The sequence below is a fragment of the Pseudoalteromonas sp. G5_S1_14_S5 genome, assembly GCF_054968605.1.
On sequence record NZ_JBQKUM010000001.1, the window covers coordinates 19,735 to 42,060 of the forward strand.

The 22,326-nt window shown below is 43.4% G+C and carries 22 protein-coding genes; 9 read left to right on the forward strand and 13 right to left on the reverse strand.

Annotation, left to right across the window (positions count from 1 at the left end; genetic code table 11):
- The first annotated feature begins 200 nt into the window (after positions 1 to 200).
- The 3 genes from ybeD to lipA all read left to right on the forward strand — a co-directional run bounded on the left by ybeD (position 201) and on the right by lipA (position 2,301).
- Entirely contained in the window at positions 201 to 476 is a 276-nt protein-coding gene (ybeD, locus tag ACTRWI_RS00090; protein ID WP_004737633.1) for a DUF493 family protein YbeD, read from the forward strand.
- 258 nt (positions 477 to 734) lie between these two features.
- Positions 735 to 1,331 (forward strand): lipoyl(octanoyl) transferase LipB, encoded by a 597-nt coding sequence (lipB, locus tag ACTRWI_RS00095; protein WP_499128439.1) that lies wholly within the window; start codon positions 735 to 737, stop codon positions 1,329 to 1,331.
- Between the two features lie 4 nt (positions 1,332 to 1,335).
- Positions 1,336 to 2,301 (forward strand): lipoyl synthase, encoded by a 966-nt coding sequence (gene lipA, locus ACTRWI_RS00100; protein ID WP_004737631.1) that lies wholly within the window; start codon positions 1,336 to 1,338, stop codon positions 2,299 to 2,301.
- A 155-nt stretch (positions 2,302 to 2,456) separates the two neighbouring features.
- On the opposite strand, the gene ACTRWI_RS00105 is transcribed toward lipA, so the two are convergent.
- The 3 genes from ACTRWI_RS00105 to ACTRWI_RS00115 all read right to left on the reverse strand — a co-directional run bounded on the left by ACTRWI_RS00105 (position 2,457) and on the right by ACTRWI_RS00115 (position 5,434).
- Positions 2,457 to 3,818, reverse strand: a complete 1,362-nt coding sequence (locus ACTRWI_RS00105; protein ID WP_499128256.1) for a sodium-dependent transporter — start codon at positions 3,816 to 3,818, stop codon at positions 2,457 to 2,459.
- Between the two features lie 277 nt (positions 3,819 to 4,095).
- Positions 4,096 to 4,854 (reverse strand): YggN family protein, encoded by a 759-nt coding sequence (locus ACTRWI_RS00110; RefSeq protein WP_499128258.1) that lies wholly within the window; start codon positions 4,852 to 4,854, stop codon positions 4,096 to 4,098.
- A gap of 106 nt (positions 4,855 to 4,960) precedes the next feature.
- Complete coding sequence (locus ACTRWI_RS00115) at positions 4,961 to 5,434, reverse strand: GreA/GreB family elongation factor (protein ID WP_499128260.1); 474 nt, start codon at positions 5,432 to 5,434, stop codon at positions 4,961 to 4,963.
- Positions 5,435 to 5,579: 145 nt separating this feature from the next.
- Here ACTRWI_RS00115 and ACTRWI_RS00120 point away from each other — a divergent pair, with 145 nt between their 5' ends.
- A complete protein-coding gene (locus ACTRWI_RS00120) occupies positions 5,580 to 7,514 on the forward strand; it encodes a RecQ family ATP-dependent DNA helicase (protein WP_499128262.1) in 1,935 nt (644 codons plus the stop codon).
- Between the two features lie 74 nt (positions 7,515 to 7,588).
- Here the strand turns inward: ACTRWI_RS00120 and dinB are convergent, their stop codons facing one another.
- Positions 7,589 to 8,641 carry a DNA polymerase IV gene (gene dinB / locus ACTRWI_RS00125; protein ID WP_499128264.1) on the reverse strand — a complete coding sequence of 351 codons (1,053 nt, stop codon included), beginning with the start codon at positions 8,639 to 8,641 and terminating at the stop codon, positions 7,589 to 7,591.
- A gap of 189 nt (positions 8,642 to 8,830) precedes the next feature.
- Between dinB and ACTRWI_RS00130 the strand changes: the two genes are divergently transcribed.
- Positions 8,831 to 10,075 (forward strand): diguanylate cyclase, encoded by a 1,245-nt coding sequence (locus ACTRWI_RS00130; protein WP_499128265.1) that lies wholly within the window; start codon positions 8,831 to 8,833, stop codon positions 10,073 to 10,075.
- 136 nt (positions 10,076 to 10,211) lie between these two features.
- Here the strand turns inward: ACTRWI_RS00130 and nqrM are convergent, their stop codons facing one another.
- From nqrM to bolA, 9 genes are all read right to left on the reverse strand, one after another.
- Positions 10,212 to 10,466, reverse strand: coding sequence for a (Na+)-NQR maturation NqrM (gene nqrM / locus ACTRWI_RS00135; RefSeq protein WP_004737624.1), 255 nt, complete (start codon positions 10,464 to 10,466; stop codon positions 10,212 to 10,214).
- A 16-nt stretch (positions 10,467 to 10,482) separates the two neighbouring features.
- Positions 10,483 to 11,487 (reverse strand): FAD:protein FMN transferase, encoded by a 1,005-nt coding sequence (locus tag ACTRWI_RS00140; RefSeq protein WP_499128267.1) that lies wholly within the window; start codon positions 11,485 to 11,487, stop codon positions 10,483 to 10,485.
- Between the two features lie 174 nt (positions 11,488 to 11,661).
- Positions 11,662 to 12,888, reverse strand: coding sequence for an NADH:ubiquinone reductase (Na(+)-transporting) subunit F (nqrF, locus tag ACTRWI_RS00145; RefSeq protein ID WP_004737622.1), 1,227 nt, complete (start codon positions 12,886 to 12,888; stop codon positions 11,662 to 11,664).
- A 29-nt stretch (positions 12,889 to 12,917) separates the two neighbouring features.
- Positions 12,918 to 13,514, reverse strand: a complete 597-nt coding sequence (gene nqrE, locus ACTRWI_RS00150; protein WP_004737621.1) for an NADH:ubiquinone reductase (Na(+)-transporting) subunit E — start codon at positions 13,512 to 13,514, stop codon at positions 12,918 to 12,920.
- A gap of 7 nt (positions 13,515 to 13,521) precedes the next feature.
- The gene (locus tag ACTRWI_RS00155) at positions 13,522 to 14,154 is read right to left on the reverse strand and encodes an NADH:ubiquinone reductase (Na(+)-transporting) subunit D (RefSeq protein WP_004737620.1); all 633 of its coding nucleotides are present in this window, start codon (positions 14,152 to 14,154) and stop codon (positions 13,522 to 13,524) included.
- Positions 14,154 to 14,921, reverse strand: coding sequence for a Na(+)-translocating NADH-quinone reductase subunit C (locus ACTRWI_RS00160; RefSeq protein WP_499128270.1), 768 nt, complete (start codon positions 14,919 to 14,921; stop codon positions 14,154 to 14,156). Before ACTRWI_RS00160 ends, ACTRWI_RS00155 begins: the two co-directional genes overlap by 1 nt.
- Positions 14,911 to 16,155: an NADH:ubiquinone reductase (Na(+)-transporting) subunit B gene (locus ACTRWI_RS00165; protein ID WP_499128272.1), complete on the reverse strand. Its 1,245-nt coding sequence runs from the start codon at positions 16,153 to 16,155 to the stop codon at positions 14,911 to 14,913. The genes ACTRWI_RS00160 and ACTRWI_RS00165 overlap by 11 nt, the downstream gene beginning before the upstream one ends.
- Before the next feature lie 5 nt (positions 16,156 to 16,160).
- Positions 16,161 to 17,501 carry a Na(+)-translocating NADH-quinone reductase subunit A gene (locus tag ACTRWI_RS00170; RefSeq protein ID WP_499128273.1) on the reverse strand — a complete coding sequence of 447 codons (1,341 nt, stop codon included), beginning with the start codon at positions 17,499 to 17,501 and terminating at the stop codon, positions 16,161 to 16,163.
- A gap of 521 nt (positions 17,502 to 18,022) precedes the next feature.
- Entirely contained in the window at positions 18,023 to 18,331 is a 309-nt protein-coding gene (bolA, locus tag ACTRWI_RS00175) for a transcriptional regulator BolA (protein WP_004737616.1), read from the reverse strand.
- Positions 18,332 to 18,505: 174 nt separating this feature from the next.
- Here bolA and ACTRWI_RS00180 point away from each other — a divergent pair, with 174 nt between their 5' ends.
- The 4 genes from ACTRWI_RS00180 to ACTRWI_RS00195 all read left to right on the forward strand — a co-directional run bounded on the left by ACTRWI_RS00180 (position 18,506) and on the right by ACTRWI_RS00195 (position 22,253).
- Positions 18,506 to 19,657 (forward strand): methyltransferase, encoded by a 1,152-nt coding sequence (locus ACTRWI_RS00180; RefSeq protein ID WP_499128276.1) that lies wholly within the window; start codon positions 18,506 to 18,508, stop codon positions 19,655 to 19,657.
- A 67-nt stretch (positions 19,658 to 19,724) separates the two neighbouring features.
- Complete coding sequence (locus ACTRWI_RS00185; protein ID WP_499128277.1) at positions 19,725 to 20,294, forward strand: YajG family lipoprotein; 570 nt, start codon at positions 19,725 to 19,727, stop codon at positions 20,292 to 20,294.
- Complete coding sequence (locus ACTRWI_RS00190) at positions 20,294 to 20,842, forward strand: peptidylprolyl isomerase (protein WP_499128278.1); 549 nt, start codon at positions 20,294 to 20,296, stop codon at positions 20,840 to 20,842. The genes ACTRWI_RS00185 and ACTRWI_RS00190 overlap by 1 nt, the downstream gene beginning before the upstream one ends.
- Before the next feature lie 52 nt (positions 20,843 to 20,894).
- Positions 20,895 to 22,253 (forward strand): AmpG family muropeptide MFS transporter, encoded by a 1,359-nt coding sequence (locus tag ACTRWI_RS00195; RefSeq protein ID WP_499128279.1) that lies wholly within the window; start codon positions 20,895 to 20,897, stop codon positions 22,251 to 22,253.
- Positions 22,254 to 22,326: the final 73 nt, after the last annotated feature.

Here is a 22,326-nt window from a genome sequence, read left to right on the forward strand (position 1 = left end):
CTTGTAGGAAAGCTAACCTAATGAGTAAGTTCATTATTTACTCTTTAGTGAAAAAAAAGCCGCCATGTGCGGCTTTTGTAGATCTTGAGTTCGGTGATATTTACACGTAATATTCCGCCTTATTACTCGAGTCTACTGACCGAACACGCTTTTTATCGACTTCCGCCAATTTGCGAGAGTCTAGCCTTTTGGAGCTAATCATGAACATCAATTCTGATGCAAAACTAAAAGACCTCTTAGAGTTCCCTTGTTCATTCACTTACAAAGTAATGGGCCACGCTAAGCCAGAACTGACTGAACTAGTGCTAGAAGTGATCCAGCGTCATGCTCCTGGTGACTACAGCCCAACACTAAAACCAAGTGCAAAGGGTAACTACCACTCTGTTTCTATCAACATCACAGCGACTTCAATTGAGCAGGTGGAAACGCTATACAAAGAACTAGGCGAGATCGAAATCGTTCGTATGGTTCTGTAATCCTCGATTACGCATGAAAAACAGCGGCTTATTGCCGCTGTTTTTGTTTATAGCACCCTATTGCGGTCAAATTCATTCAACTTAATTTTAAATAAATACAAAGAAAGTTGAAAAACCTTGCAGTCCATCTGTAGTTAGAATCATGTTTCGCGTTTATAATACGTTCACTTTATTAATCCTTGAGGGAGTGCCGCTTTGCAAAATAAGCTAATCGTAAAAAAATTAGGCCGTCAGGATTACGAACCTGTATGGAAAGCCATGCATAAGTTCACAGACGAACGCACAGAAGAAGACGTAGACCAAGTATGGTTGGTTGAACACAACCCAGTCTTCACTCAAGGACAAGCAGGCAAAGCTGAGCATGTATTAAATGCTGGCAATATTCCTGTGATACAAAGCGATCGCGGTGGCCAAGTGACTTATCACGGCCCAGGTCAGTTAGTGGCGTACTTTCTGATTAACATCCGCCGCAAGAAGTTCGGAGTGCGCGATTTGGTTACTCATATTGAGAACCTCGTAATCAACACTCTGAAAGCTTACAATATAGATTCAGCTGCCCGACCTGACGCTCCTGGTGTTTATGTCGATGGCAAGAAAATCTGTTCACTCGGATTACGAATTCGACGTGGTTGCTCATTCCATGGGCTAGCATTGAACGTCGATATGGACTTGTCCCCATTCCTACGCATTAACCCATGTGGTTACCAAGGTATGGAAATGGTACAAGTAAGCCAGCTAGGCGGACCAAGTGAATTAGAGAACGTTGAGCAACAGTTAATACAAGAGCTCGTAGAGCTGCTCGGCTATGACCAAGTAGACATTCAAGCCACCAGTAACATTACAGCAGAAGCATAAAATCATGAGCAAACCAATCCAAATGGAAAAAGGCGTTAAATATCGTGACGCTGACAAAATGGCATTAATTCCCGTAAAGAATATGCCTGCTGAACAGAAAGAAGTACTACGTAAGCCAGAATGGATGAAGATTAAACTTCCTTCAGACAGCCATCGTATCCAAGAAATCAAGTCAGCAATGCGCAAAAACAACCTGCACTCAGTTTGTGAAGAAGCGTCTTGTCCTAACCTAGCCGAGTGTTTCAACCACGGTACTGCAACGTTTATGATTCTTGGCGCTATCTGTACACGTCGCTGCCCGTTCTGTGATGTTGCCCATGGTCGTCCAGTTGCTCCTGAAGCAGAAGAGCCGAAGAAACTGGCGAAGACAATTCAAGACATGAAACTGAAGTATGTAGTAATCACTTCAGTTGACCGTGATGACTTGCGCGACGGTGGTGCTAAGCACTTTGCAGACTGTAACCGTGAGATCCGCGAGCTAAACCCAAACATTCGTATCGAAACGCTGGTTCCAGACTTCCGTGGTCGTATGGACGTTGCACTAGAGCTACTGAAAGACAATCCACCAGATGTTTTCAACCACAACCTGGAAACAGCGCCACGCTTATACCGTAAAGCGCGTCCAGGTGCGAACTACAAGTGGTCTCTTGATCTACTGAAGAAGTTCAAAGAGCAGCACCCAGACATCCCAACAAAATCTGGCGTTATGATGGGCCTTGGTGAAACCAAAGAAGAGATCATTCAAGTACTGAAAGACCTTCGTGAGCACGGCGTAACTATGCTGACTCTTGGTCAATACCTAGCACCAAGCCGCCACCACTTACCAGTAGAACGCTACGTGCCGCCTTCAGAGTTCGACGAACTAAAAGAGATTGCTCTTGAGCTAGGCTTCACTCACGCAGCATGTGGTCCGTTTGTACGTTCTTCTTACCATGCAGACTTGCAAGCACAAGGTATGGAAATCAAGTAAGCGAGTACTTATCTCCTAAGTTTCAAAGGCGCATTCCCTCGGGAATGCGCCTTTTTCTTATCAACAAACCCATTCAGATACAACAAAGCCGCTCTATGAGAGCGGCTTTGGTACATTCAGGCCTAAACGATAGACAAGTGAACAATAACGGCGAATTAACCGAAAGAAGCCCAGATGACCGTTGCCACTAAGATTGGGCACACGAACTTCGCATACATCGGCCAAACCTTACCAAACCAGCCAAGTTGAAAGTCCGGGCAGCCTTGCTCAAGCTCTTTCACTTTTGAAGCTCGGCTCCACACCCATCCACCAAACAGACAGAACATCAATGCAGCAATTGGCTGTAGGTACTGTGTCGCTATCATCGCAACCATGCCAAACATCGCAGCAAAGTTGTAAACAATCACCACACTAAATAGCGCGATTGCACCACCAATCACCCAACTTGTTGGCGTACGTCTAGTATTAAAACGCTCGCTCACTAACGCTACCGGGCCTTCTAACATTGAGATAGAAGACGTCAACGCAGCAATGGTTAGCAACAAGAAGAAAACAATTGCGAAGATCTGACCAAGTACACCTAAGCTATCAAACATCAAAGGTAGAACCGTGAACACTAGCGTGTCAGAGCTTAACAGCGAGCCATCTTCTGCATAGATTTGTACGCCTTTTTGCATCGCAACAAACATTGCAGGCATTACCACTAAACCAGCAATAAAAGCCACTGCGGTATCAACCAGCGTCACGTTCATTGCCATTTTTGGCAGGTTTTCTCTCTTACTTAAGTAAGATCCATAAACCAACATTGAACAGCCACCAATCGTTAGCGAGAAGAAGCCTTGTCCCATCGCCGCTAAAATCAGTTTTCTGTCCCACACCTTTTCAAAATCAGGCACTAGGTAATGCTTCAAGCCTTCCATTGCGCCAGCTTGAGTCATGATGTACACGAACAACAAGCCGAACAAAACAAACAGCGCTGGCATTAAGCGCGTCGACCACTTCTCGATACCTTGCTTAACACCGCCCTGTACAATAAGAATGGTTAGTACGTAGAACGCTACAGTACCAAATACATTACGCTCAACACTGAAGCCTTTAAACCAATCAGCAGCCGCCTCTAAACCAATAAGATCAGCGACTGCGCCAATTAGGAAGCAGATCAACCAGCCACCAACAATGCTGTAAAAAGCCAATACGGCACTTGGGACACTTAACCCAATCCAACCAACAAATTCACCGGCCTTCTTTCCTAATGGATTACTCGTCAGTGAACGCATGCTATCAACTGGGTTGGCTTGACCATGACGACCAATCGCCATTTCAACCACCAGCATAGGGAACGCAACCACGAAAATCATGATCAGGTAAACCAGTAGGAAGGCGCCACCACCATTGCTCGCTACCTGAGTCGGAAAACCCCAAATATTACCTAAGCCAACAGCAGCACCAGCCGCAGCTAAAATAAAGCCTAAACGAGAACTAAACAGCTCTCTTGAAGAAGAAGATTGTTGGTCCATATTGCTCGCACAAAGAATCAATGAACTAGTTGGGTAGTACAGTAATAAAAAGTAATGGTAGACACAACCAATAAATGAACAATTCTCTAATTTTTACAATCAATGCGCTATTTAGAACCACTAAATTAACAAAAACCCAGTTCAATAGCTTCCCATTACCATAAATACAAGGATTATCAGAACACCCCAAAACCAAATCAGGTATTGAGCGTGGGGTAAACAATACAAACAAAAAGAGCACCAACTGGTGCTCTTGCTATCCATCACAAGACTAGAATTAAATCGTGAATACTTGATAATCTTTTAAGTTTGGAATAATTTCATGCAGTTCTTGCTCTTGTTCCGCCATCTCATCAAGAGAATCACAGAACTCTGCGCTTTCTTCTTCCATCTGCTTAGCGTGCTGCTTCATTCGCTCTTCAACTTTCAGTTTGAGTTCAGCCATGCTGTCTGTCAATTCCGTCAGGTTGAGTCCGCCTTCTTGCTTCATCTTTTCTGACATGGCATTAAAAGCACTAGAGATAAACTCTTGATTAAAGATCTCTTTAGCCTTTTCGAAATCTTCAGACCAACCATTGGCCATCGACTCAAAGCTGTCTGCAGGCAAAACCAATTCACCGTCTTTGTAATAGCGGGCCTCTAGGTCTGCGAAAAACATTTTCATCGACTCTTTTACGTTATCAAACGATTCTGGAGAGTCCAAGCTGACAGCAATATCGTCAATCACATCATTGGCTAATGCGAGACTTTCGCTCGCCATCTGCTTAGCTCGCGGTATGTACTCACTCATACTCTCGCGATATTTTTCAATCGCTGCTTGTTGGTCAGCATCAAGCTCAACTTTCTCGCCATGGATATAGAGATCGTTCTTATCATCGAATAAGGCTGTATCACCATTTACCTGATGAATTTCGACTTTTTGGTCATCGATTCGCAACTCATTCTTCAAATCAACTCGACATTGAGCTGCAAATGTTGGCAGGCTCACAACAGAGATCGCCGCTGTTAACGATGCAATTAATACACTGTTTTTCATAAATACATTGCTTTTCATAACATCCTCTCATCAATCTGCCAGATTACTATACCCCCGAGTTTATACTTCTTTGTCAGGGCAAGGTTTATATCAATTTACCCGGGGCTCAATCAATAGAAACCACTTCGTAACAAAACGGTTTATCAGCAACGCTAAACTCAATCTCGTCGCCGACTTCTTTGCCCATAAGCGCCCGACCAAACGGCGCATTCAACGTCACAATAGATACCTCATTACCGTTCCAGGTAACAGAAAGCCCACCGACTCTTGGCCCCATGAAAAAATGCTTATTTTGATCGTGCTCGTCAATCACCACAACGTAGCTACTAACTGTTACCCTCTCACTGTCACGTAAAACTAGGTTTCGGTAACACTGAATATCCTCTTCGCACTCTTGCACCCTAACCGCTTGTCCGTGAGCAAGGTACGAGGCTTCTAACGCCAACGTATCGTACTTGTGTTCAGGTACCGTCTCTTCATCAGTCGCAGCATCAATAGCGCGCTGTGTCGCGGACTGCGCGATACGTAGTCGGGATTCAAGTTGATCTAAGATTATTTGGCGGAGCTCAGACTTATTCATACTATTGGGGTGCTTTTCTATAGGAGCTACAGAATAGAATTAGGTACAATTAGGTGCAAGAGATTTGATACTTCAAGTGACGCTATCATCAATCAGTGCTCGCTTTAGCATCAAGACAATACTTATAAATTCAGGTAGAACACAAATGATTGAGCAGAAGCTAAAACAAGTATTCGGATTCGATTCACTGAGAAACGGACAGAAGCAAGTCATTGATAATGTTCTATCTGGTCACTCGACAGCGGCAATATTCCCGACAGGTTCGGGGAAATCACTCTGTTATCAGCTACCCGCTTTAGAGTTGCCCCACCTTACCTTGGTGATATCACCACTGCTCGCCTTGATGAAAGACCAACTCTCTTTCCTACACAGCAAAGGCATCAGCGCGGCTGCAATCGAATCAAGCCAAGACAGGCAAACCACCCAGCAAGTGATGCAATCCGTACGCAATGGTGACACAAAGATACTGATGATCTCAGTAGAGCGATTAAAGAACGAACGTTTTCGCCAGTTTATTTCCCAAGTGCCTATCTCGTTGCTTGTGGTCGATGAAGCGCACTGTATCTCGGAATGGGGTCACAACTTCAGACCAGACTACCTTAAGCTGCCTCAATATCAAAAGCAGCTTAATATTCCACAGGTGCTGCTGCTCACAGCGACCGCCACAACATCTGTTATTCAAGATATGAAGTCTAAGTTCGATATCGATGAAGATCGTGTTGTGGTGACAGGCTTCTATCGTCAAAACCTCGACCTATCTATTCAGCCATGCGAACAAGCTAATAAGTTAGAAAGCTTATGTAATGTGGTCAACCAAGCGGCGCAAGCACCCACAATTGTCTATGTCACTCTGCAACAAACGGCAGAGATGGTTGCTCAACAGCTCCGCAATGCTGGGGTTAACGTTGTGGCTTATCACGCCGGTCTTAAACCAGAAAATAGAGATGCCATTCAACAACAATTCATGAATGATGACGTGCACTGTATTGTGGCGACGATTGCATTTGGTATGGGTGTAGACAAATCAAATATCCGCCGAGTGATTCATTTTGACTTACCAAAATCGATAGAGAACTACTCACAAGAGATAGGAAGAGCTGGCCGTGATGGACAAGCTTCTGAGTGTATTTTACTAGCTAACAAACACGGCTTGAGCACGCTTGAGAACTTCGTGTTTGGCGATACACCGGACAACATATCCATCCAAACAGTATTGAAAGAGATCTACGAAAACCAAAACATTGGGCCATCTGGCGCTAATCAATGGGAAATCATGCTTAACCAACTTTCGCGTGAATCTAACATTCGCCAGCTGCCGCTTAAAACACTGCTGGTTTACCTCGAAATTGAAGGCGTGATTGAGCCGAAGTACAGCTACTTTGCGGACTACAAATTTAAGTTCATTCGCCCTAAACAGCAGATCTGCGAGCAATTCCAAGGCGAACGTCGTAACTTTGTTGAAGCGGTCTTCCAGTGTTCTCCGCAAGCGAAAGTTTGGTGCCAGGTTGACTTCGAAGCACTTTGGACTCACTTCCAAGCTGATCGTCAACGCGTAATTGCTGCTATCGATTACTTTAATGAGCAGGGCTGGATTGCACTCGAAAGTAAACAGATCACCGATGTTTACGCGATCCACAATACTTCTGAAGAGATGTTGCAGTTGTCTGAGCGACTCACTGACTTGTTTAAAGGAAAAGAGAACAGCGAGATAAATCGTCTTAATCAAATGCTGAGCTTCTTTGAGGCTGATTCCTGCCTAAGCTCGCGCCTAGCAAGCTACTTTGCAGACAACGAAGCGCCAAAAGCCTGCGGTCACTGCTCCGTATGTCGCGGTCAAGTAGCAACCTTGCCAAGCGTTGATGTTGAATCAATCGATGATGAGACAGTCATGACATGGATTCATGAGTTTATTTCAGCAAGCCAACAACTGATAACCGATGAAGCCATCACTCGTTTTCTTTGTGGAATCGCCACACCACTTTCGACCAAACTCAAAGCAAGCAAAATGGCTGGCTACGGAAAGTTAGAGCAACAACCTTTCGCCAACACCTTAGAGCGCGTAAAACAGCTTCCAAGATAACTCTAAACGATAAAAACCGACGAAGCCAAAAAGCTGAGTCGGTTTTTATGAAAAGCACTCGCCAACCTCTGTATTTAGAAAAAGCTCAGCTGACGCATTTGGTCTTTGGGCTGCAACATCACACTCAAACCTAGTAAGCGTATCTCTCGCCCTTGCTGCCTTTTTAGTATTTCACTTAACAGCTCTTTAAAGTGCTCTCGGTCAAGAGAAGCATGAATGTGCTCAATAGTAGTTTGCTGGAAATCAGCGAATTTAAGCTTAATACCTTGCTTGATGATCGCTTTGCTTGGGCTCGCTTTTTCCAATCGAGTTTCAAGTTCAGGAAACAGCTTGTCTTCTATCACCTGCCAACACTCAGCGTAAGTCGATATGTTTTGGGTAAAGGTTCGCTCAACCCCAACAGATTTTCGCTCGCGTTCGACAATGACTCCTCGCTCATCGATACCATGGCTGCGCTTCCACAGTGAGGCGCCCTGACGACCAAATTTAAGTAGTAGGTCGCGATAGTCACACTCTTTTATATCCTTGCAGATAAAAAAACCTGCTTGGTGAAGCTTTTCAATACTCACCTTGCCGACGCCAGGGATCTTCTCAAGTGGTAGTTCATCGATTACCGCTTGTACGTCTTGTGGAGGGATAACGAATTGCCCGTTAGGTTTATTCATATCCGAAGCTACTTTCGCCAAAAACTTTATAGGAGCAATACCGGCAGACGCTGTTAGGTTGAGTTCATTCCAAATATCACGACGAATCGATTCAGCGATAAGTGTTGCAGAGCCATGGCACTGCTTTGAGTCGGTCACATCAAGAAATGCTTCATCCAAGGACAACGGCTCGATCACAGATGTATACCGAGAGAAAATCTCACGGATCTTTTTAGAGATCTCGACATAAACCGACATTCTTCCCGGCACAACTAACAAGTTAGGGCAGAGTTGTAGCGCTTTAGCTGTCGGCATGGCCGAACGAACACCAAACTGACGCGCTTCATAATTGCATGTGCTGAGCACACCACGCTGCTTTTCATGACCACCTACGGCTAACGGTCGATTACGGTAAGCCGGAGTATCTCGCATTTCTACAGCCGCGTAAAAACAGTCCATATCGACATGGATTATTTTTCTCACTTTCTCTTGGTCCCCGCACTACACATTAACCAGTAACTCAATCTCGAAACTGTATATAAAAACAGTATACTTAATAATTACTCGATTTTAAATAGCCTCCAACCCAACTAACTATGATAATTTTCAATAATTAACCGTATTCTGATATTATTATTAATGATAAATATAGTGTACAAGTAGGAATCAATTTTGAAAGAAAAGATACTGGTAGTAGAGGATAGTCGAACATTCAGAAACTACTTGTACCAACAGTTGAATAATGCAGGCTACGAAGTTGAAACTGCTCAATCTGTCGCAGAAGCTCAAATTATTTTAGAACGAGAAACAAACTTTTTATGCACTGTCTTGGATTACTGTTTACCTGATGGTCAAGACGGCGAAATTATCGATGTTGTACTCAGCTATCAACAGAAGATTATTGTACTCACACGCATATTCAATAATACACTTAGGGAAGCTGTTCTAGCAAAGGGGGTTATAGACTACATCCTAAAAGACAACTTTTCCCCTGTTAGTTATTTACTTCCATTAATTAAACGGATTTCAAATAATCGAAACCACAAAGCTCTGGTTGTGGATGATTCTACAGTTGTACGGCGATATATCGTTCAACTCCTTGAACACCAATATATTCAAACAATAGAAGCGGAAGATGGTGCCCACGCATTAAGGGTTCTCAATAAAAATAACGATATTACTATTATTGTTACTGATCATGATATGCCAAACAAAGATGGTATTTCAATGACCCACGAAATCCGTAAGAACCATGATCGTAACCAACTCGCAATTCTCGGGCTTTCTGGAAGTGACGATCGCACTTTGACAGCTCGATTTCTCAAGGCTGGTGCCAATGATTTTCTTTACAAACCTTTCAATCAAGAGGAGTTTTTCTGCCGTATCCACCAAATCCTTGATATGAAAGAGGCCACTAATGAACTAATTCGCCATGCTAACGAGGATGCTCTCACAGGTCTATGGAACCGCCGCTACATGTTCAGCCAACTCCCGACAATACCCTCAAAAAGAAATATTGCAATGATGGACATTGATCTCTTTAAAAACGTAAATGACACTTATGGGCATGATGCAGGTGACGCTGTATTGATTGAGGTTGGAAGAATAATTAAGAAATTTTTTACAAACGATCTCACCGTTCGTTTTGGTGGCGAGGAGTTTTGTATTTTAACAAGTGGACCATTCGTACAATTTGTAGAAGCATTAGAATCAATGAGAAGTGCTATTGAAGACTATGAGATTTGTCATAATTCAAACAACATCAAAGTGAGCGTAAGTATTGGAGCGACTGATCTTCAGGCCCCTTTAGATAAGCAGATCAAAGCAGCAGATAAATTACTTTATACCGCAAAACAACAAGGTAAAAACCAAGTCATCTTCGCCCGTAACAACTTTCAACTAGATAACGAAAAATAGACTAACTTCCAACAGATAAACTTAAAAAGGATTTATTTAATATTGAATTTTTAACAAACGATCTCCCCAAATAAATTTACTATTCAATAGATTAATCTTTATTTGGGGAATATAAATATCTAATCGTCCATAGAAACTAAGCAATACGATCTTTATTCCAAGCTGCTTCTTTTTGCTGACGCTCAGCCAGTTTTTCTTCGCGGTAAGCTTCACGAGCTTCACGCTTCTTACGTGCATCACAAGGCTCTGGGCAGTTACATACTTTATCAATACCAACAGCACCTAAGCCGCCACAGCTACCTTTAACTACTTTCTTTTGAATAATGTAGCCAATCGACATCGCTGTAATCACAGCTAGAAAAACACCAAATGTAATCAGAAATGTATTCATAATTATCTCGCTTACCTTATTTACCTAAGTATGGCTTAAATGCTTCAGAAGCAACTTCTTTAAAGCCATCTGCTGTTTTTACCACCATGAACACTGGGATGTTATGTTGGTTTGCGACTTCCATTCCTTTCTCTTCACCTAAGACCATAAGGCCTGTAGATAAACCGTCTGCAGTCATTGAAGACGAGTTTAAAACTGTTACAGAAACCACTTTGTGGTGAAGAGGCTTTCCTGTTTCAGGGTTGATGATGTGTGAGTAACGAACACCATCACGTTCAAAATAGTTACGGTAATCACCAGAGGTTGCGATAGCCATGTCACCCGGTTCGATGATCTCTTGGATATTACGCTCATCAACACTTGGTTTTTCGATTGCGATGCGCCAGCCTACATTCTCACGGTTCAAACCTTTCAGGCGAATTTCGCCGCCGACTTCAACCATGTAATTGTGGATACCAATAGAATCTAGGTAATCTGCGACTACATCAACGCCCCAGCCTTTCGCAATGGTTGATAGATCGACATACAGGTTAGGTAGGTCTTTCTTCAACATATTCCCCTCAACGCTAAGGTGATGAATACCAATCTTAGCCTTGCGAGCCGCTAGCTCTTCATCAGATGGTACAACTTCAGGGCGGGCTTCAGGACCAAAGCCCCATAAATTAACCAAAGGACCAACCGTTACATCCAGTGCTCCTTCAGTAAGAGCGTTCAAACGAATCGCTTCTTTCACAACCGTTGCTGTTTGTTCAGACACTTCGAATCCGTCAGCACCTCTGTATTGGTTGAAGCGGCTCAACTCAGAATCTTCACGGTATGTCGACATCTGATCGTTCACTTCTTCAAGTAAGCGGTCGATCTCATTATGAACTTCATTAGATTCAGGAAATTCATCACCATTGATGTATTTAATATTGTAACTCGTGCCCATCGTTGGACCACTCAAATGCACTTGCTCTCTTGACTGCTCACAGCCCGCAAGAAAAATCAAAGAAGTTAATGCAACAAGCCAAATTCTCACTTGCTTACTCCTGTCTAATGTTGAGGATTTATATAAGGAAAAATAAGAGTAAAAAATAGGTATTTTGAATGCCTTACTCTTTCTTATATAAGCCAATATGTTGTCAAAAGCTGTCTTATAAAAACAAATGGCTGACTCGTAGGAGTCAGCCATAATATCAATCACTTAAGTGGATTAACCACCGAAGTCATCTAGTAGGATGTTTTCATCTTCTACACCAAGATCTTTCAGCATGCCGATAACAGCAGCGTTCATCATCGGTGGACCACACATGTAGTACTCACAATCTTCAGGAGCTTCGTGATCCTTCAGGTAGTTTTCGTAAAGTACGTTGTGGATGAAACCAGTGTAACCATCCCAATTATCTTCTGGCATTGGATCAGACAGAGCACAGTGCCAAACGAAGTTATCGTTTTCAGCTTGTAGACCGTCGAAGTCTTCTACGTAGAACATCTCACGCTTAGAACGTGCGCCGTACCAGAAAGACATCTTACGAGTTGAGTTAAGACGCTTAAGCTGATCGAAGATGTGTGAGCGCATTGGAGCCATACCCGCACCACCACCAACGAATACCATTTCGTTGTCTGTATCTTTCGCGAAAAACTCACCAAATGGACCAGAGATAGTACACTTGTCGCCTTCTTTAAGAGACCAGATGAACGATGACATTTGACCAGGTGCAACATCTGGATTATTAGGCGGCGGCGTAGCGATACGCACGTTCAGCATAATAATACCATGTTCTTCTGGGTAGTTAGCCATTGAGTAAGCACGGATGATATCTTCATCAACCTTAGACTCGTAACGGAACAGGTTAAACTTGTCCCAGTCTTCGCGGTACTCTTCTGGTACATCGAAATCAGAGTATTTGATGTGGTGAGCTGGTGCTTCAATCTGGATGTAACCACCAGCACGGAAAGGTACTGATTCGCCATCAGGGATTTGCAGCTTAAGCTCTTTGATGAAGGTAGCTTTGTTATCATTAGAGATAACTTCACATTCCCATTTCTTCACACCGAAGATCTCTTCAGGAAGTTCGATATCCATGTCAGTTTTCATTGCAACTTGACATGCAAGACGCTCACCTTCGCGCGCTTCACCTTTAGTAATGTGGTCAAGCTCAGTTGGAAGGATGTCGCCACCACCTGACTTAATTTTTACGCGACACTGACCACAAGAGCCACCGCCACCACAAGCAGAAGATACGAATACGCCAGCGCCAGCTAGAGCACCAAGCAATTTACCGCCCGGCTGCGTCGTGATTGCTAGAGATGGATCATCGTTTACAGCGATTGTGATGTCACCTGTAGGTACAAGCTTAGATTTAGCGAAAAGAATCACTAATACTAGAGCCAGTACAATAATGGTAAACATCGCTACGCCAAGAATAATACTAAACATTTGTTATTCCTTATTACTGGGTGCTTACCCTACAGTTGAACACCAGAGAAAGACATAAAGCCTAACGCCATCAGACCAACAGTAATGAACGTGATACCAAGGCCACGCAGACCTGGAGGTACGTCAGAGTACTTCATCTTCTCACGGATACCCGCAAGAGCAACGATAGCTAACATCCAACCCACACCAGAACCGAAGCCGTAAACAACAGATTCAGCAAAGTTGTAGTCACGAGTTACCATGAAAGATACACCACCAAAGATTGCACAGTTAACTGTGATCAATGGAAGGAAGATACCTAGTGCGTTGTACAAAGGTGGGAAGAAACGATCAAGAACCATCTCTAGGATTTGTACAAGTGCCGCGATAACACCGATAAATGCGATGAAGTTAAGGAAACTTAAATCGACACCTTCAACAAGCGCGTTTTCTTTCAGGATGTTTGTGTAAACAAGGTTGTTTACAGGAACAGCGATTGTAAGTACTACAACTACCGCAACACCAAGACCAAAAGACGTTTTCACTTTCTTAGATACAGCTAGGAATGTACACATACCCAAGAAGAAAGAAAGTGCCATGTTTTCGATGAAAATCGATTTAACTAGTAGGCTAATATAATGTTCCATGACTACCTTACCCTTTCGCTTCTACTTGCTCAGGCTTGAACGTACGAATCGCCCAAATCAAGAAACCAATTAGGAAGAATGCAGAAGGTGCTAGAAGCATCAAGCCGTTTGGCTGATACCAACCACCGTTGCTCACTAGAGGTAGTACTTCCATACCAAATAGTTTGCCAGAGCCTAGAAGCTCACGGAAGAAACCAACAGTGATAAGAACGAAACCGTAACCAAGACCGTTACCAATACCGTCGATAAAAGACGGGATTGGCGCAGACTTCATGGCGAATGCTTCAGCACGACCCATAACAATACAGTTAGTGATGATTAGGCCTACGAATACAGATAACTGCTTAGAGATATCATACAAGTATGCTTTTAGCACTTGGTCTACCACGATTACCAATGATGCGATAATTGCCATCTGAACGATGATACGCACACTGTTAGGAATGTGGTTACGGATTAGAGAAACGAAGAAGTTAGACAGAGCAGTAACAAACATTACCGCGATAGTCATAACAAATGCTGTTTCTAGCTTAGTGGTTACCGCAAGAGCAGAACACACACCAAGAACCTGTAGCGCGATTGGGTTGTTATCCAATACTGGCGCTAAAATGCTCTTTTTAATTTCTTTTGCACTAGACATTAGTTCAGACCTCCGTCACGAACTTTTGCTAGGAACGGACCAAAGCCCATATCACCTAACCAGAAGTCAAATGTATGTTGAACGCCAACACTGGTCAGTGTTGCACCAGAAAGGCCATCAACACCGTGCTCAGTACCTTCAGGAGCACCACCTTTAACTACCTTGATAGCTGGCTTGTGGTTTTCGTCGAATAATTTCTTACCAACGAATTGAGCACGCCAAGTTGGGTTCTCAACTTCACCACCAAGTCCAGGAGTTTCACCTTGCTCGTAGTAAGTGATACCAGAAACTGTGTTGCCATCAGTTTCTACCGCAACGAATGCGTACATCATTGACCATAGGCCGTTACCATGAACAGGGATGATAACTTTAGTAGTTTCAGCACCGTCTTTCACTAGGTAAACAGTACCTGTGTTAGCACGACGAAGGATCTTAGCAATGTCATCTTCAGCTGAGAGCTTGATTGACTGAGCCGGATCTTTAGCCGCTTTACGTTGGTCGTATGCAGAAGCATCACCGTCAACGAAATCACCAGTAGCGAAATCAACTAGACGAGGTTCGATGTTCTCTGCGTAAAGTGCTGGGATATCACCTTCAAGGTCAACACCCGCAACTTCTAGGATCTTTGTTTGTTGATCCAGAACCGCGTTATTTTGTTGCTTTGGTTTAAGAACAACTGCAGCTGTTGAAACGATGATTGAGCACACTAGGCTCAATGCGATAACAACAAACAGCGTCTTTTTAATGCTATCGTTATTACTTGCCATAGCGAGCTAGTCTCCGCTTAATGTTCTTCTCGATTACAACGTGGTCAAACAGGGGAGCAAATAGGTTTGCGAATAGAATCGCAAGCATCATGCCTTCTGGGTATGCCGGGTTAACAACACGGATCATTACACACATTGCACCGATTAGGATGCCGTACCACCATTTAGCTTTGTTAGTAAATGATGCTGATACCGGGTCTGTTGCCATGAAGAACATACCAAATGCGAAGCCACCTAGAACTAGGTGCCAGTGCCAAGGCATGCTGAACATTGCATTAGTGTCAGAACCGATCACGTTGAATAGCGTAGACACAGCGATCATACCGATCATTACACCTGCAATGATGCGCCATGAAGCGATACGCATGTAAACGATCATCGCTGCACCAATCATAAGTGCTAGAGTCGATACTTCACCGATAGAACCTGGGATGTTACCAATGAACGCATCCATCCAAGTGATCGCTTCACCAGATACTGTGTTAACTAGCGCGCTACCGCCGCCTTGAGCCCATTGGCTAAGCGCAGTTGCACCAGAGAAACCATCCGCAGCAGTCCAAACTACGTCACCTGAAATCTGTGCAGGGTATGCAAAGAATAGGAACGCACGACCAGCAAGCGCAGGGTTTAGGAAGTTACGACCTGTACCACCAAAGATCTCTTTAGCAACAACAACACCGAAGGTAATACCCAGAGCTGCTTGCCATAGAGGAAGTGTTGGCGGAACAATGAGCGCGAAAAGAATAGAAGTTACAAAGAAACCTTCGTTAACTTCGTGCTTACGCACCATACAGAACAGAACTTCCCAGAAACCACCAACGATAAATACCGTTGCGTAGATAGGTAGGAAGTAAGTCGCACCAAGTAGCATTTTACTGCCAACACCTGCATCGGCTCCTAATGAGGCGCCAAGCATTTGAGTCAGCCAGTAGTGCCAGTTACCATCGATTACAGATGCTAGTTCAGCGCCTGCGTACATGTGGTTAAGTGCAGCGATAGCTTGGCCACCCGCGTTGTACATACCCCAGAACATTGCTGGGAATACCGCTAACCAAACCATGATCATGATACGTTTTAAGTCAACGCTATCACGAACGTGCGAGCTTTTCTTTGTGATAAAACCTGGCGTGTAGAACACAGTAGCCGCTGCTTCGTAAAGCGCGAACCACTTCTCGTGTTTACCACCTGGCTCAAAATGATGCTCGATGTCTTCAAGAAACTTTTTAAGGCCCATGAAAATTACCCTTCCTTCTCAATCGTATCTAGGCATTCACGAAGTAGTTGACCGTACTCGTACTTACCTGGACATACAAAGGTACACAATGCCAAATCTTCTTCATCTAGCTCTAGCGCACCTAGTGCTTGTGCACTATCAACGTCGCCTGCACATAGATCACGAAGCAGCAATGTAGGTTCCATATCTAGAGGCATTACGCGCTCGTAGTTACCGATTGGAACCATTGAGCGATCACTACCGTTTGTAGTCGTTGTCATGTTGAACAACTGACCTTTAAACAGGTGACCAAGGAATGAACGAGTAACAGAGAACTTGTTCTTACCAGGCATAGCCCAGCCGAATAGCTCTTTATCACGACCTTCACGTAGAACAGAAACTTGCTGATGGTAACGACCAAGGTAAGCATGTGGACCGGTTGCTTGTGTACCAGTTAGTACAGAACCAGAAATCACACGAACTTCGCCTGGCATTAGCTCGCTGTCTGTCAACTCTTCAAGGCTAGCACCAATTTGAGTACGAACTAGACGTGGGTTGTTTACTACTGGACCAGCCAGAGAAACAACACGATCAGTGTAAAGCTCACCAGTAAGGAAAAGCTTACCGAATGCGATAACATCTTGGTAGTTAATGCTCCACGCTACGTTTTCTGCATTTACCGGGGATAGGTAATGCATATGCGTACCTGCAAGACCTGCAGGGTGAGGGCCATCAAAAACATGTTCTTCAACGTTAGACTGAGCTGAACGAGGTAGGCTAGTACCTTTTTTACAAACGTACACTTTACCGTTAGTCAGAGTTGAAAGAATATCTAAACCAGCAACGAAAGCATCAGACTGCTCGTTGATGATTAATTCTGGCTCAGCTGCTAGCGGATTAGTATCCATCGCAGTTACAAAAATAGCCTGAGTTTCAGAATCAATTGCTGGAACCTTGCTGAACGGACGAGTTCGCAGAGCGGTCCATGAACCAGACTCAACTAACTGAGCTTTAACCGTTTCACGGTCTAGGCCTGTTAGTTGGTTAGCTTCATAGCTATTGAACGTGATTTGCTCATTGCCTGCTACTTCAATCACTACAGATTGAAGAACACGCTTAGCACCACGGTTCACTTCAATAACTTTACCGCTTGCTGGAGAAGTAAATACAACGCCTGGGTTCTTTTTATCTGCAAAAAGAACTTGGCCTTTTTTCACTTCATCACCAACGCGAGCATGCATCGTAGGACGCATACCAACGTACTCTTCGCCAAGCAAGGCGACTTTAGTGATGGACTTACCATCATTAATCACCTGGGATGGAGTTCCTGCGATAGGAAGATCCAAACCCTTCTTTATTGTAATCATACGCACTTGCACTACTTTATCGGGAAAAAGATTCTTTTAATTGCGTAAATTCAGGACGTTTTAAAATCGCCCTTAGACACGACATTACAGTGTCCGGTTTCGGTAAATTTGAGATACCAAAATCGCAACATTATCTTAATAAAATTCTCACATAAATCATGCGAGATTTATCAGGTGGCGTATTCTAGCATTTTTTGGCCTCTTGATGCCATGACCAATAACTTGAATAGCACGTTTATTTAGTGAGAATTTAAGCATATGGACTCTTGAATATGTATAAATTTGACGAGCCGCACAGATAAATTGGCTTTTAAAGGTGTTTTAAACAAGAGATTAACACTCTGTCACAAAATGGTATTTTATGAGTTATGTTGAAACGCTGTTAATAAAAGCACTACTCATTGTAGGCACTTCCAGACGTTCAATTTACCATCATATTGAGTGATATAACGGCAAAAAAAAGATAATTTAGGCGATAAAAAAGGCGGCATAGCCACCTATTTTTATATGTATTAAATCTATCACTTGCCCCCACCCATGCACATTGGGCTGTCTGGCACGTTATCTAGCTGCTTCAACCATTCATCTTTTGTATAAGTGTGAATAGATAGAGCGTGAATATTGTTCGCTAGCTCTTCTGAAAGTGCTTTATTTACCGCTCGGTGACGAGCAATAAGACGTAAACCTTCAAACGCATCGCTCACAACAATCACCTTAAAATGACTCTCAGAGCCAGCCGGAACATTGTGCATATAACTCTCATTAATCACATTCAAGTGACTTGGTGAAAACTCATTGTGCAATTTTGTTTCGATAACTTCTTGGATCATTGTGATTCCTTAATAACGGGTTGGCATTATCTGTGGAGTGAGTATAAACCCTAACAAGGCTACTGTCTGAGTATTTAATAACGAACAGCATAGGTTTAATCGAGTTTTCCCTATCTTGTTCAGCTCGCATTTGAGACAATATCTTTGTTATTTCTCACATAAGTATCCCAAGTAATGAAAACTGAACTTACCCTTCACGATAGAACTTTGACCTTACATCGTTTCCCTAAACGTTCAAATGAAACGCTTCAAGCTTGGGATGCGGGCGACGAATACATTATTAACCATGTAGAAGAGATGAACCTTGAACCTGGCAAACGTATTCTGATCTTAAACGACAGCTTTGGTGCCCTATCCGCTTGGTTTTCAAAAGATCACGATGTGACCATGATGAGCGACTCATTTATCTCTCATCGTGGCAGCCTGAAAAACCTACAACGTAATCAGTGCAATCGCGTCAACTTTTTAAACTCTATGGATGATATCCCTCATGGTATCGATCTTGTACTGATGCAGCTACCAAAAACCAACCGCCATTTGGTATGGCAGCTAAGCCAATTACGCCAAGCTTTGCCAGAAGGTTGCCAAGTGATTGGCGTCAACAAGGTAAAAGAGATTCACACATCAACGCTGAATTTGTTTGAAAAGTACTTAGGTGAAACCAAAACATCACTGGCGAAGAAAAAGCATCGGTTGGTGTTCTCTTCTCCAAACTGTCAGCCTATTCACAAGGTTGAAGCATTCGTTGAGTGGGACGTTGATGGTGAAGATATCCGCCTGAAAAATTTACCAAATGTTTACTCAGGGGAAGCACTCGATCAGGGCGCTCGCTATATGCTAGAACATATCCCTCAAGATCCAGAGTTACGTCATATCATCGATCTTGGTTGTGGTAACGGTGTACTGAGTGTCAAAGCTGGTCAACTGAATCCACAAGCTCGTATTACGTGTGTCGATGAAAGTTTTATGGCCATAGAATCAGCGCGTCAAAACGTAAAAGATAACCTTGGGGAAGAGGGTAACTTCCAGTTCATTGCTAACAACTGTTTGGACGGTTTTAAGAAAAACAGCACATACCTAGTTTTGTGTAACCCTCCATTCCATCAACAACAAGCGATTACCGATCACATTGCATGGCAAATGTTCTGTGATGCAAAGCATGTTCTTAGCAATGGAGGCAAATTAATTGTTATTGGCAACCGACACCTCGGATACGATGTCAAATTAGCAAGATTATTTGGTGAAGCGAACGTTGAAACGCTTGAACTAAACCAAAAATTTGAGATATTACAAGCAACAAGAGAACCTGCTAATTTTAACAAATAGGCAGTAGACTGCTTTATAAGAATTTAAAATACCGAGCTTCTGGTGTGAATTTAGAAAGGATAACGGAATGAAAAAACTGATTTTGGCTGCTTCTATAATGGCTTTGACAGCATGCTCAGCCCCTCAGAAAGAACAGATCAATGTAATGCCAGAAGCTTCACTAAGCTCAAGCAACCTAGTACAAGACAAAAACTACACACTAACCAGTAAAGATGTTCGTGCTGCTCAGTATGTTGCACTTGTTGATAGCGGCCGAGCTAACATTCAGCCAATTCACGCTAAGCAAAACATGCGCATTTCTCTAGAAAACGCTATTGCACAACAATTTGAGTCTCAAGGCTTTCGTGCCAGCGTAAACAGCGAAAACTCTGTTGTTTTAGAGATTCAAGAAGCACTAGTTACCGTAGAACACACCATTATGGAAAACCAAATGGACGGAAAAGTAACACTTGAAGTTACGGCTGAAACACCAGAAGGCAAGCTGGTTAAGACATTTAATGGTACAGCGACTCGCACTGGTGCATTAAGCGCATCAAACGACGATATCGCAATGGTACTTAACGATGTTATCGACTTAGTGCTTAAAGAGATCGCCAATGACCAAGAACTGCAAACTTACATGAAGGAGCGTTTCTAATGGGTCGTATTCTATCTTCTATCGCATTAATGTTAGTGAGCGTGAGCGTATGGGCTGGTCCTAAAGTCAACGTGGAAACGACGCTAGGTAACTTCACAATCGAGCTAAACCAAGAGCAAGCACCAATTAGTTCTGAGAACTTTCTAAAATACGTAGCAGATGGCAGTTACGAAGGCACTATCTTCCACCGTATTATTCCTGGTTTTATGGCGCAAGGTGGCGGCTTTAATCAAGACATGCAGCAACAAGCAACGTATGCTCCGATCAAAAATGAAGGCAGCAATGGTCTGAAAAATGACACAGCAACCATCGCAATGGCTCGTACTAATGCACCTGACTCTGCGACTCGTCAGTTCTACATTAACTATGCAAACAACGATTTCCTAAACGCGAAAGGCAGCAACCCGGGTTACGCAGTATTTGGTAAAGTAACCGAAGGCTTTGACGTAATTCAAAAGATGGCGACCATTCCAACTAAGCGAATGGGTCGTATGGCAGATATCCCTGTTGATCCAATTGTCATCACGAAAGTAACCCTTCTTAAGTAATCTAAACAACGCCCTTACTTCTTAAGGGCGTTTTTCTATACAAGGACGACTTATGTCATCAGGCACTCCCTCTCTTTCCTGGATGCAAACTTTCCGCAGCTATCTCGATAAGCGCTTACTGTGGGTGTTCATGCTCGGCTGCTCAAGCGGCTTCCCGTGGGTTCTTATTGGCTCCAACATGTCTGGCTGGCTTAAAGACGCAGGTTTAACCCGTGCAGCCATTGGTTACTTTGGTAGTGTATTTGCCGTATACGCCATTAACTTTTTGTGGGCACCTCTGGTAGACCGAGTCAAATTACCGGTGCTACACGCGATTCTAGGGCAACGACGTAGCTGGATATTTTTCTGCCAATCCATTGTTTTAGTTGGCACTTTATTCATCGCCGGCGTCAATCCCGCTGAGAATTTGGCGTTTACCTCAATGTTGGCGCTCGCTATCGCTATTGCCTCTGCCACGCAAGACATCGCGATTGATGCATTTCGTATCGATACCTTCCCAAAATCTGAAGCATCAAAACTGCCACAAGCTTCTGCAATGGCTGTTGTGGGTTGGTGGACGGGCTATTCTCTACCAGGCTACCTTGCCTTTATTAACGCAGACTCTATTGGTTGGAATGGTGTTTACTACGGTATGGCAGGTGTTGTGGTCGTACTTATGTTATTCACCCTCTTTGTCGGTGAGCCAAACACTCAGCGTGAGGCCCTACAAGAACAAGCTCAGCAACGACACAATAAAGTAGTCGGCTCAAAGCTTGTCGCTTGGTTCAGTGTAACGGTCATTGAGCCCTTTTATGATTTCTTCAAAAGAAATGGTGTTCAGGTTGCGATTACCCTGCTGCTGTTTGTTTTCCTATTTAAGATCGGTGAAGCCTTCTTGGGTAGAATGTCGATCACCTTCTATAAAGAGATAGGTTTCAGTAACGAACAAATTGGCCACTACTCCAAATTAATTGGTTGGGGTGCAACGATATTCTTCACTTTGGTAGGCAGTATCTTCAATGTGAAGTTCGGTATTGTACGCGGACTGATGATAGGCGGCGTGGCAATGGCAGCAAGTAACCTAATGTTTGCTTGGATCGCTCAGACAGGCCCGAGTGAGACGCTGTTCTTAGCTACTATTATTGTTGACAACTTCACAACGGCCTTTTCTACCGTTGCGTTTGTCTCTTTCCTAACGCTATTAACAGGTCAGGCGTTTTCAGCAACACAGTATGCCCTACTTGCTTCACTTGGAAACTTCGGCCGTACCACTTTAGCTTCCTTCAGTGGTGAGTTGGTTGATTACCTCAATGATTGGTCAACCTTCTTTATTCTGACTGCACTGATGGTGATTCCAAGTTTGATCATGCTCTATTCGCTGCGCCACTTTTTCGCAGATTTATTAGAAAAAGCGAAAAACAACCACGAATAACAGACAAAGAAAGCAAGATAGAAAGAGGGTAGCATCACGCTACCCTCTTTTACTTTGTTACTTTGGTTTGGTA

Excerpts from the sequence above, each read along its gene's own strand:
- lipB (WP_499128439.1), top strand. The coding sequence starts at position 735 with ATGCATAAGTTCACAGACGAACGCACAGAAGAAGACGTAGACCAAGTA.
- nqrF (WP_004737622.1), bottom strand. The coding sequence starts at position 12,888 with ATGTTTAGTATTATTCTTGGCGTAGCGATGTTTACCATTATTGTACTG.
- bolA (WP_004737616.1), bottom strand. The coding sequence starts at position 18,331 with ATGATCCAAGAAGTTATCGAAACAAAATTGCACAATGAGTTTTCACCA.
- ACTRWI_RS00110 (WP_499128258.1), bottom strand. The coding sequence starts at position 4,854 with ATGAAAAACAGTGTATTAATTGCATCGTTAACAGCGGCGATCTCTGTT.
- nqrM (WP_004737624.1), bottom strand. The coding sequence starts at position 10,466 with ATGAATACATTTCTGATTACATTTGGTGTTTTTCTAGCTGTGATTACA.
- ACTRWI_RS00170 (WP_499128273.1), bottom strand. The coding sequence starts at position 17,501 with ATGATTACAATAAAGAAGGGTTTGGATCTTCCTATCGCAGGAACTCCA.
- ACTRWI_RS00115 (WP_499128260.1), bottom strand. The coding sequence starts at position 5,434 with ATGAATAAGTCTGAGCTCCGCCAAATAATCTTAGATCAACTTGAATCC.
- ACTRWI_RS00165 (WP_499128272.1), bottom strand. The coding sequence starts at position 16,155 with ATGGGCCTTAAAAAGTTTCTTGAAGACATCGAGCATCATTTTGAGCCA.
- lipA (WP_004737631.1), top strand. The coding sequence starts at position 1,336 with ATGAGCAAACCAATCCAAATGGAAAAAGGCGTTAAATATCGTGACGCT.
- ACTRWI_RS00180 (WP_499128276.1), top strand. The coding sequence starts at position 18,506 with ATGAAAACTGAACTTACCCTTCACGATAGAACTTTGACCTTACATCGT.
- ACTRWI_RS00185 (WP_499128277.1), top strand. The coding sequence starts at position 19,725 with ATGAAAAAACTGATTTTGGCTGCTTCTATAATGGCTTTGACAGCATGC.
- ACTRWI_RS00190 (WP_499128278.1), top strand. The coding sequence starts at position 20,294 with ATGGGTCGTATTCTATCTTCTATCGCATTAATGTTAGTGAGCGTGAGC.
- ACTRWI_RS00120 (WP_499128262.1), top strand. The coding sequence starts at position 5,580 with ATGATTGAGCAGAAGCTAAAACAAGTATTCGGATTCGATTCACTGAGA.
- nqrE (WP_004737621.1), bottom strand. The coding sequence starts at position 13,514 with ATGGAACATTATATTAGCCTACTAGTTAAATCGATTTTCATCGAAAAC.
- ACTRWI_RS00160 (WP_499128270.1), bottom strand. The coding sequence starts at position 14,921 with ATGGCAAGTAATAACGATAGCATTAAAAAGACGCTGTTTGTTGTTATC.
- ybeD (WP_004737633.1), top strand. The coding sequence starts at position 201 with ATGAACATCAATTCTGATGCAAAACTAAAAGACCTCTTAGAGTTCCCT.
- ACTRWI_RS00155 (WP_004737620.1), bottom strand. The coding sequence starts at position 14,154 with ATGTCTAGTGCAAAAGAAATTAAAAAGAGCATTTTAGCGCCAGTATTG.
- ACTRWI_RS00195 (WP_499128279.1), top strand. The coding sequence starts at position 20,895 with ATGTCATCAGGCACTCCCTCTCTTTCCTGGATGCAAACTTTCCGCAGC.
- ACTRWI_RS00105 (WP_499128256.1), bottom strand. The coding sequence starts at position 3,818 with ATGGACCAACAATCTTCTTCTTCAAGAGAGCTGTTTAGTTCTCGTTTA.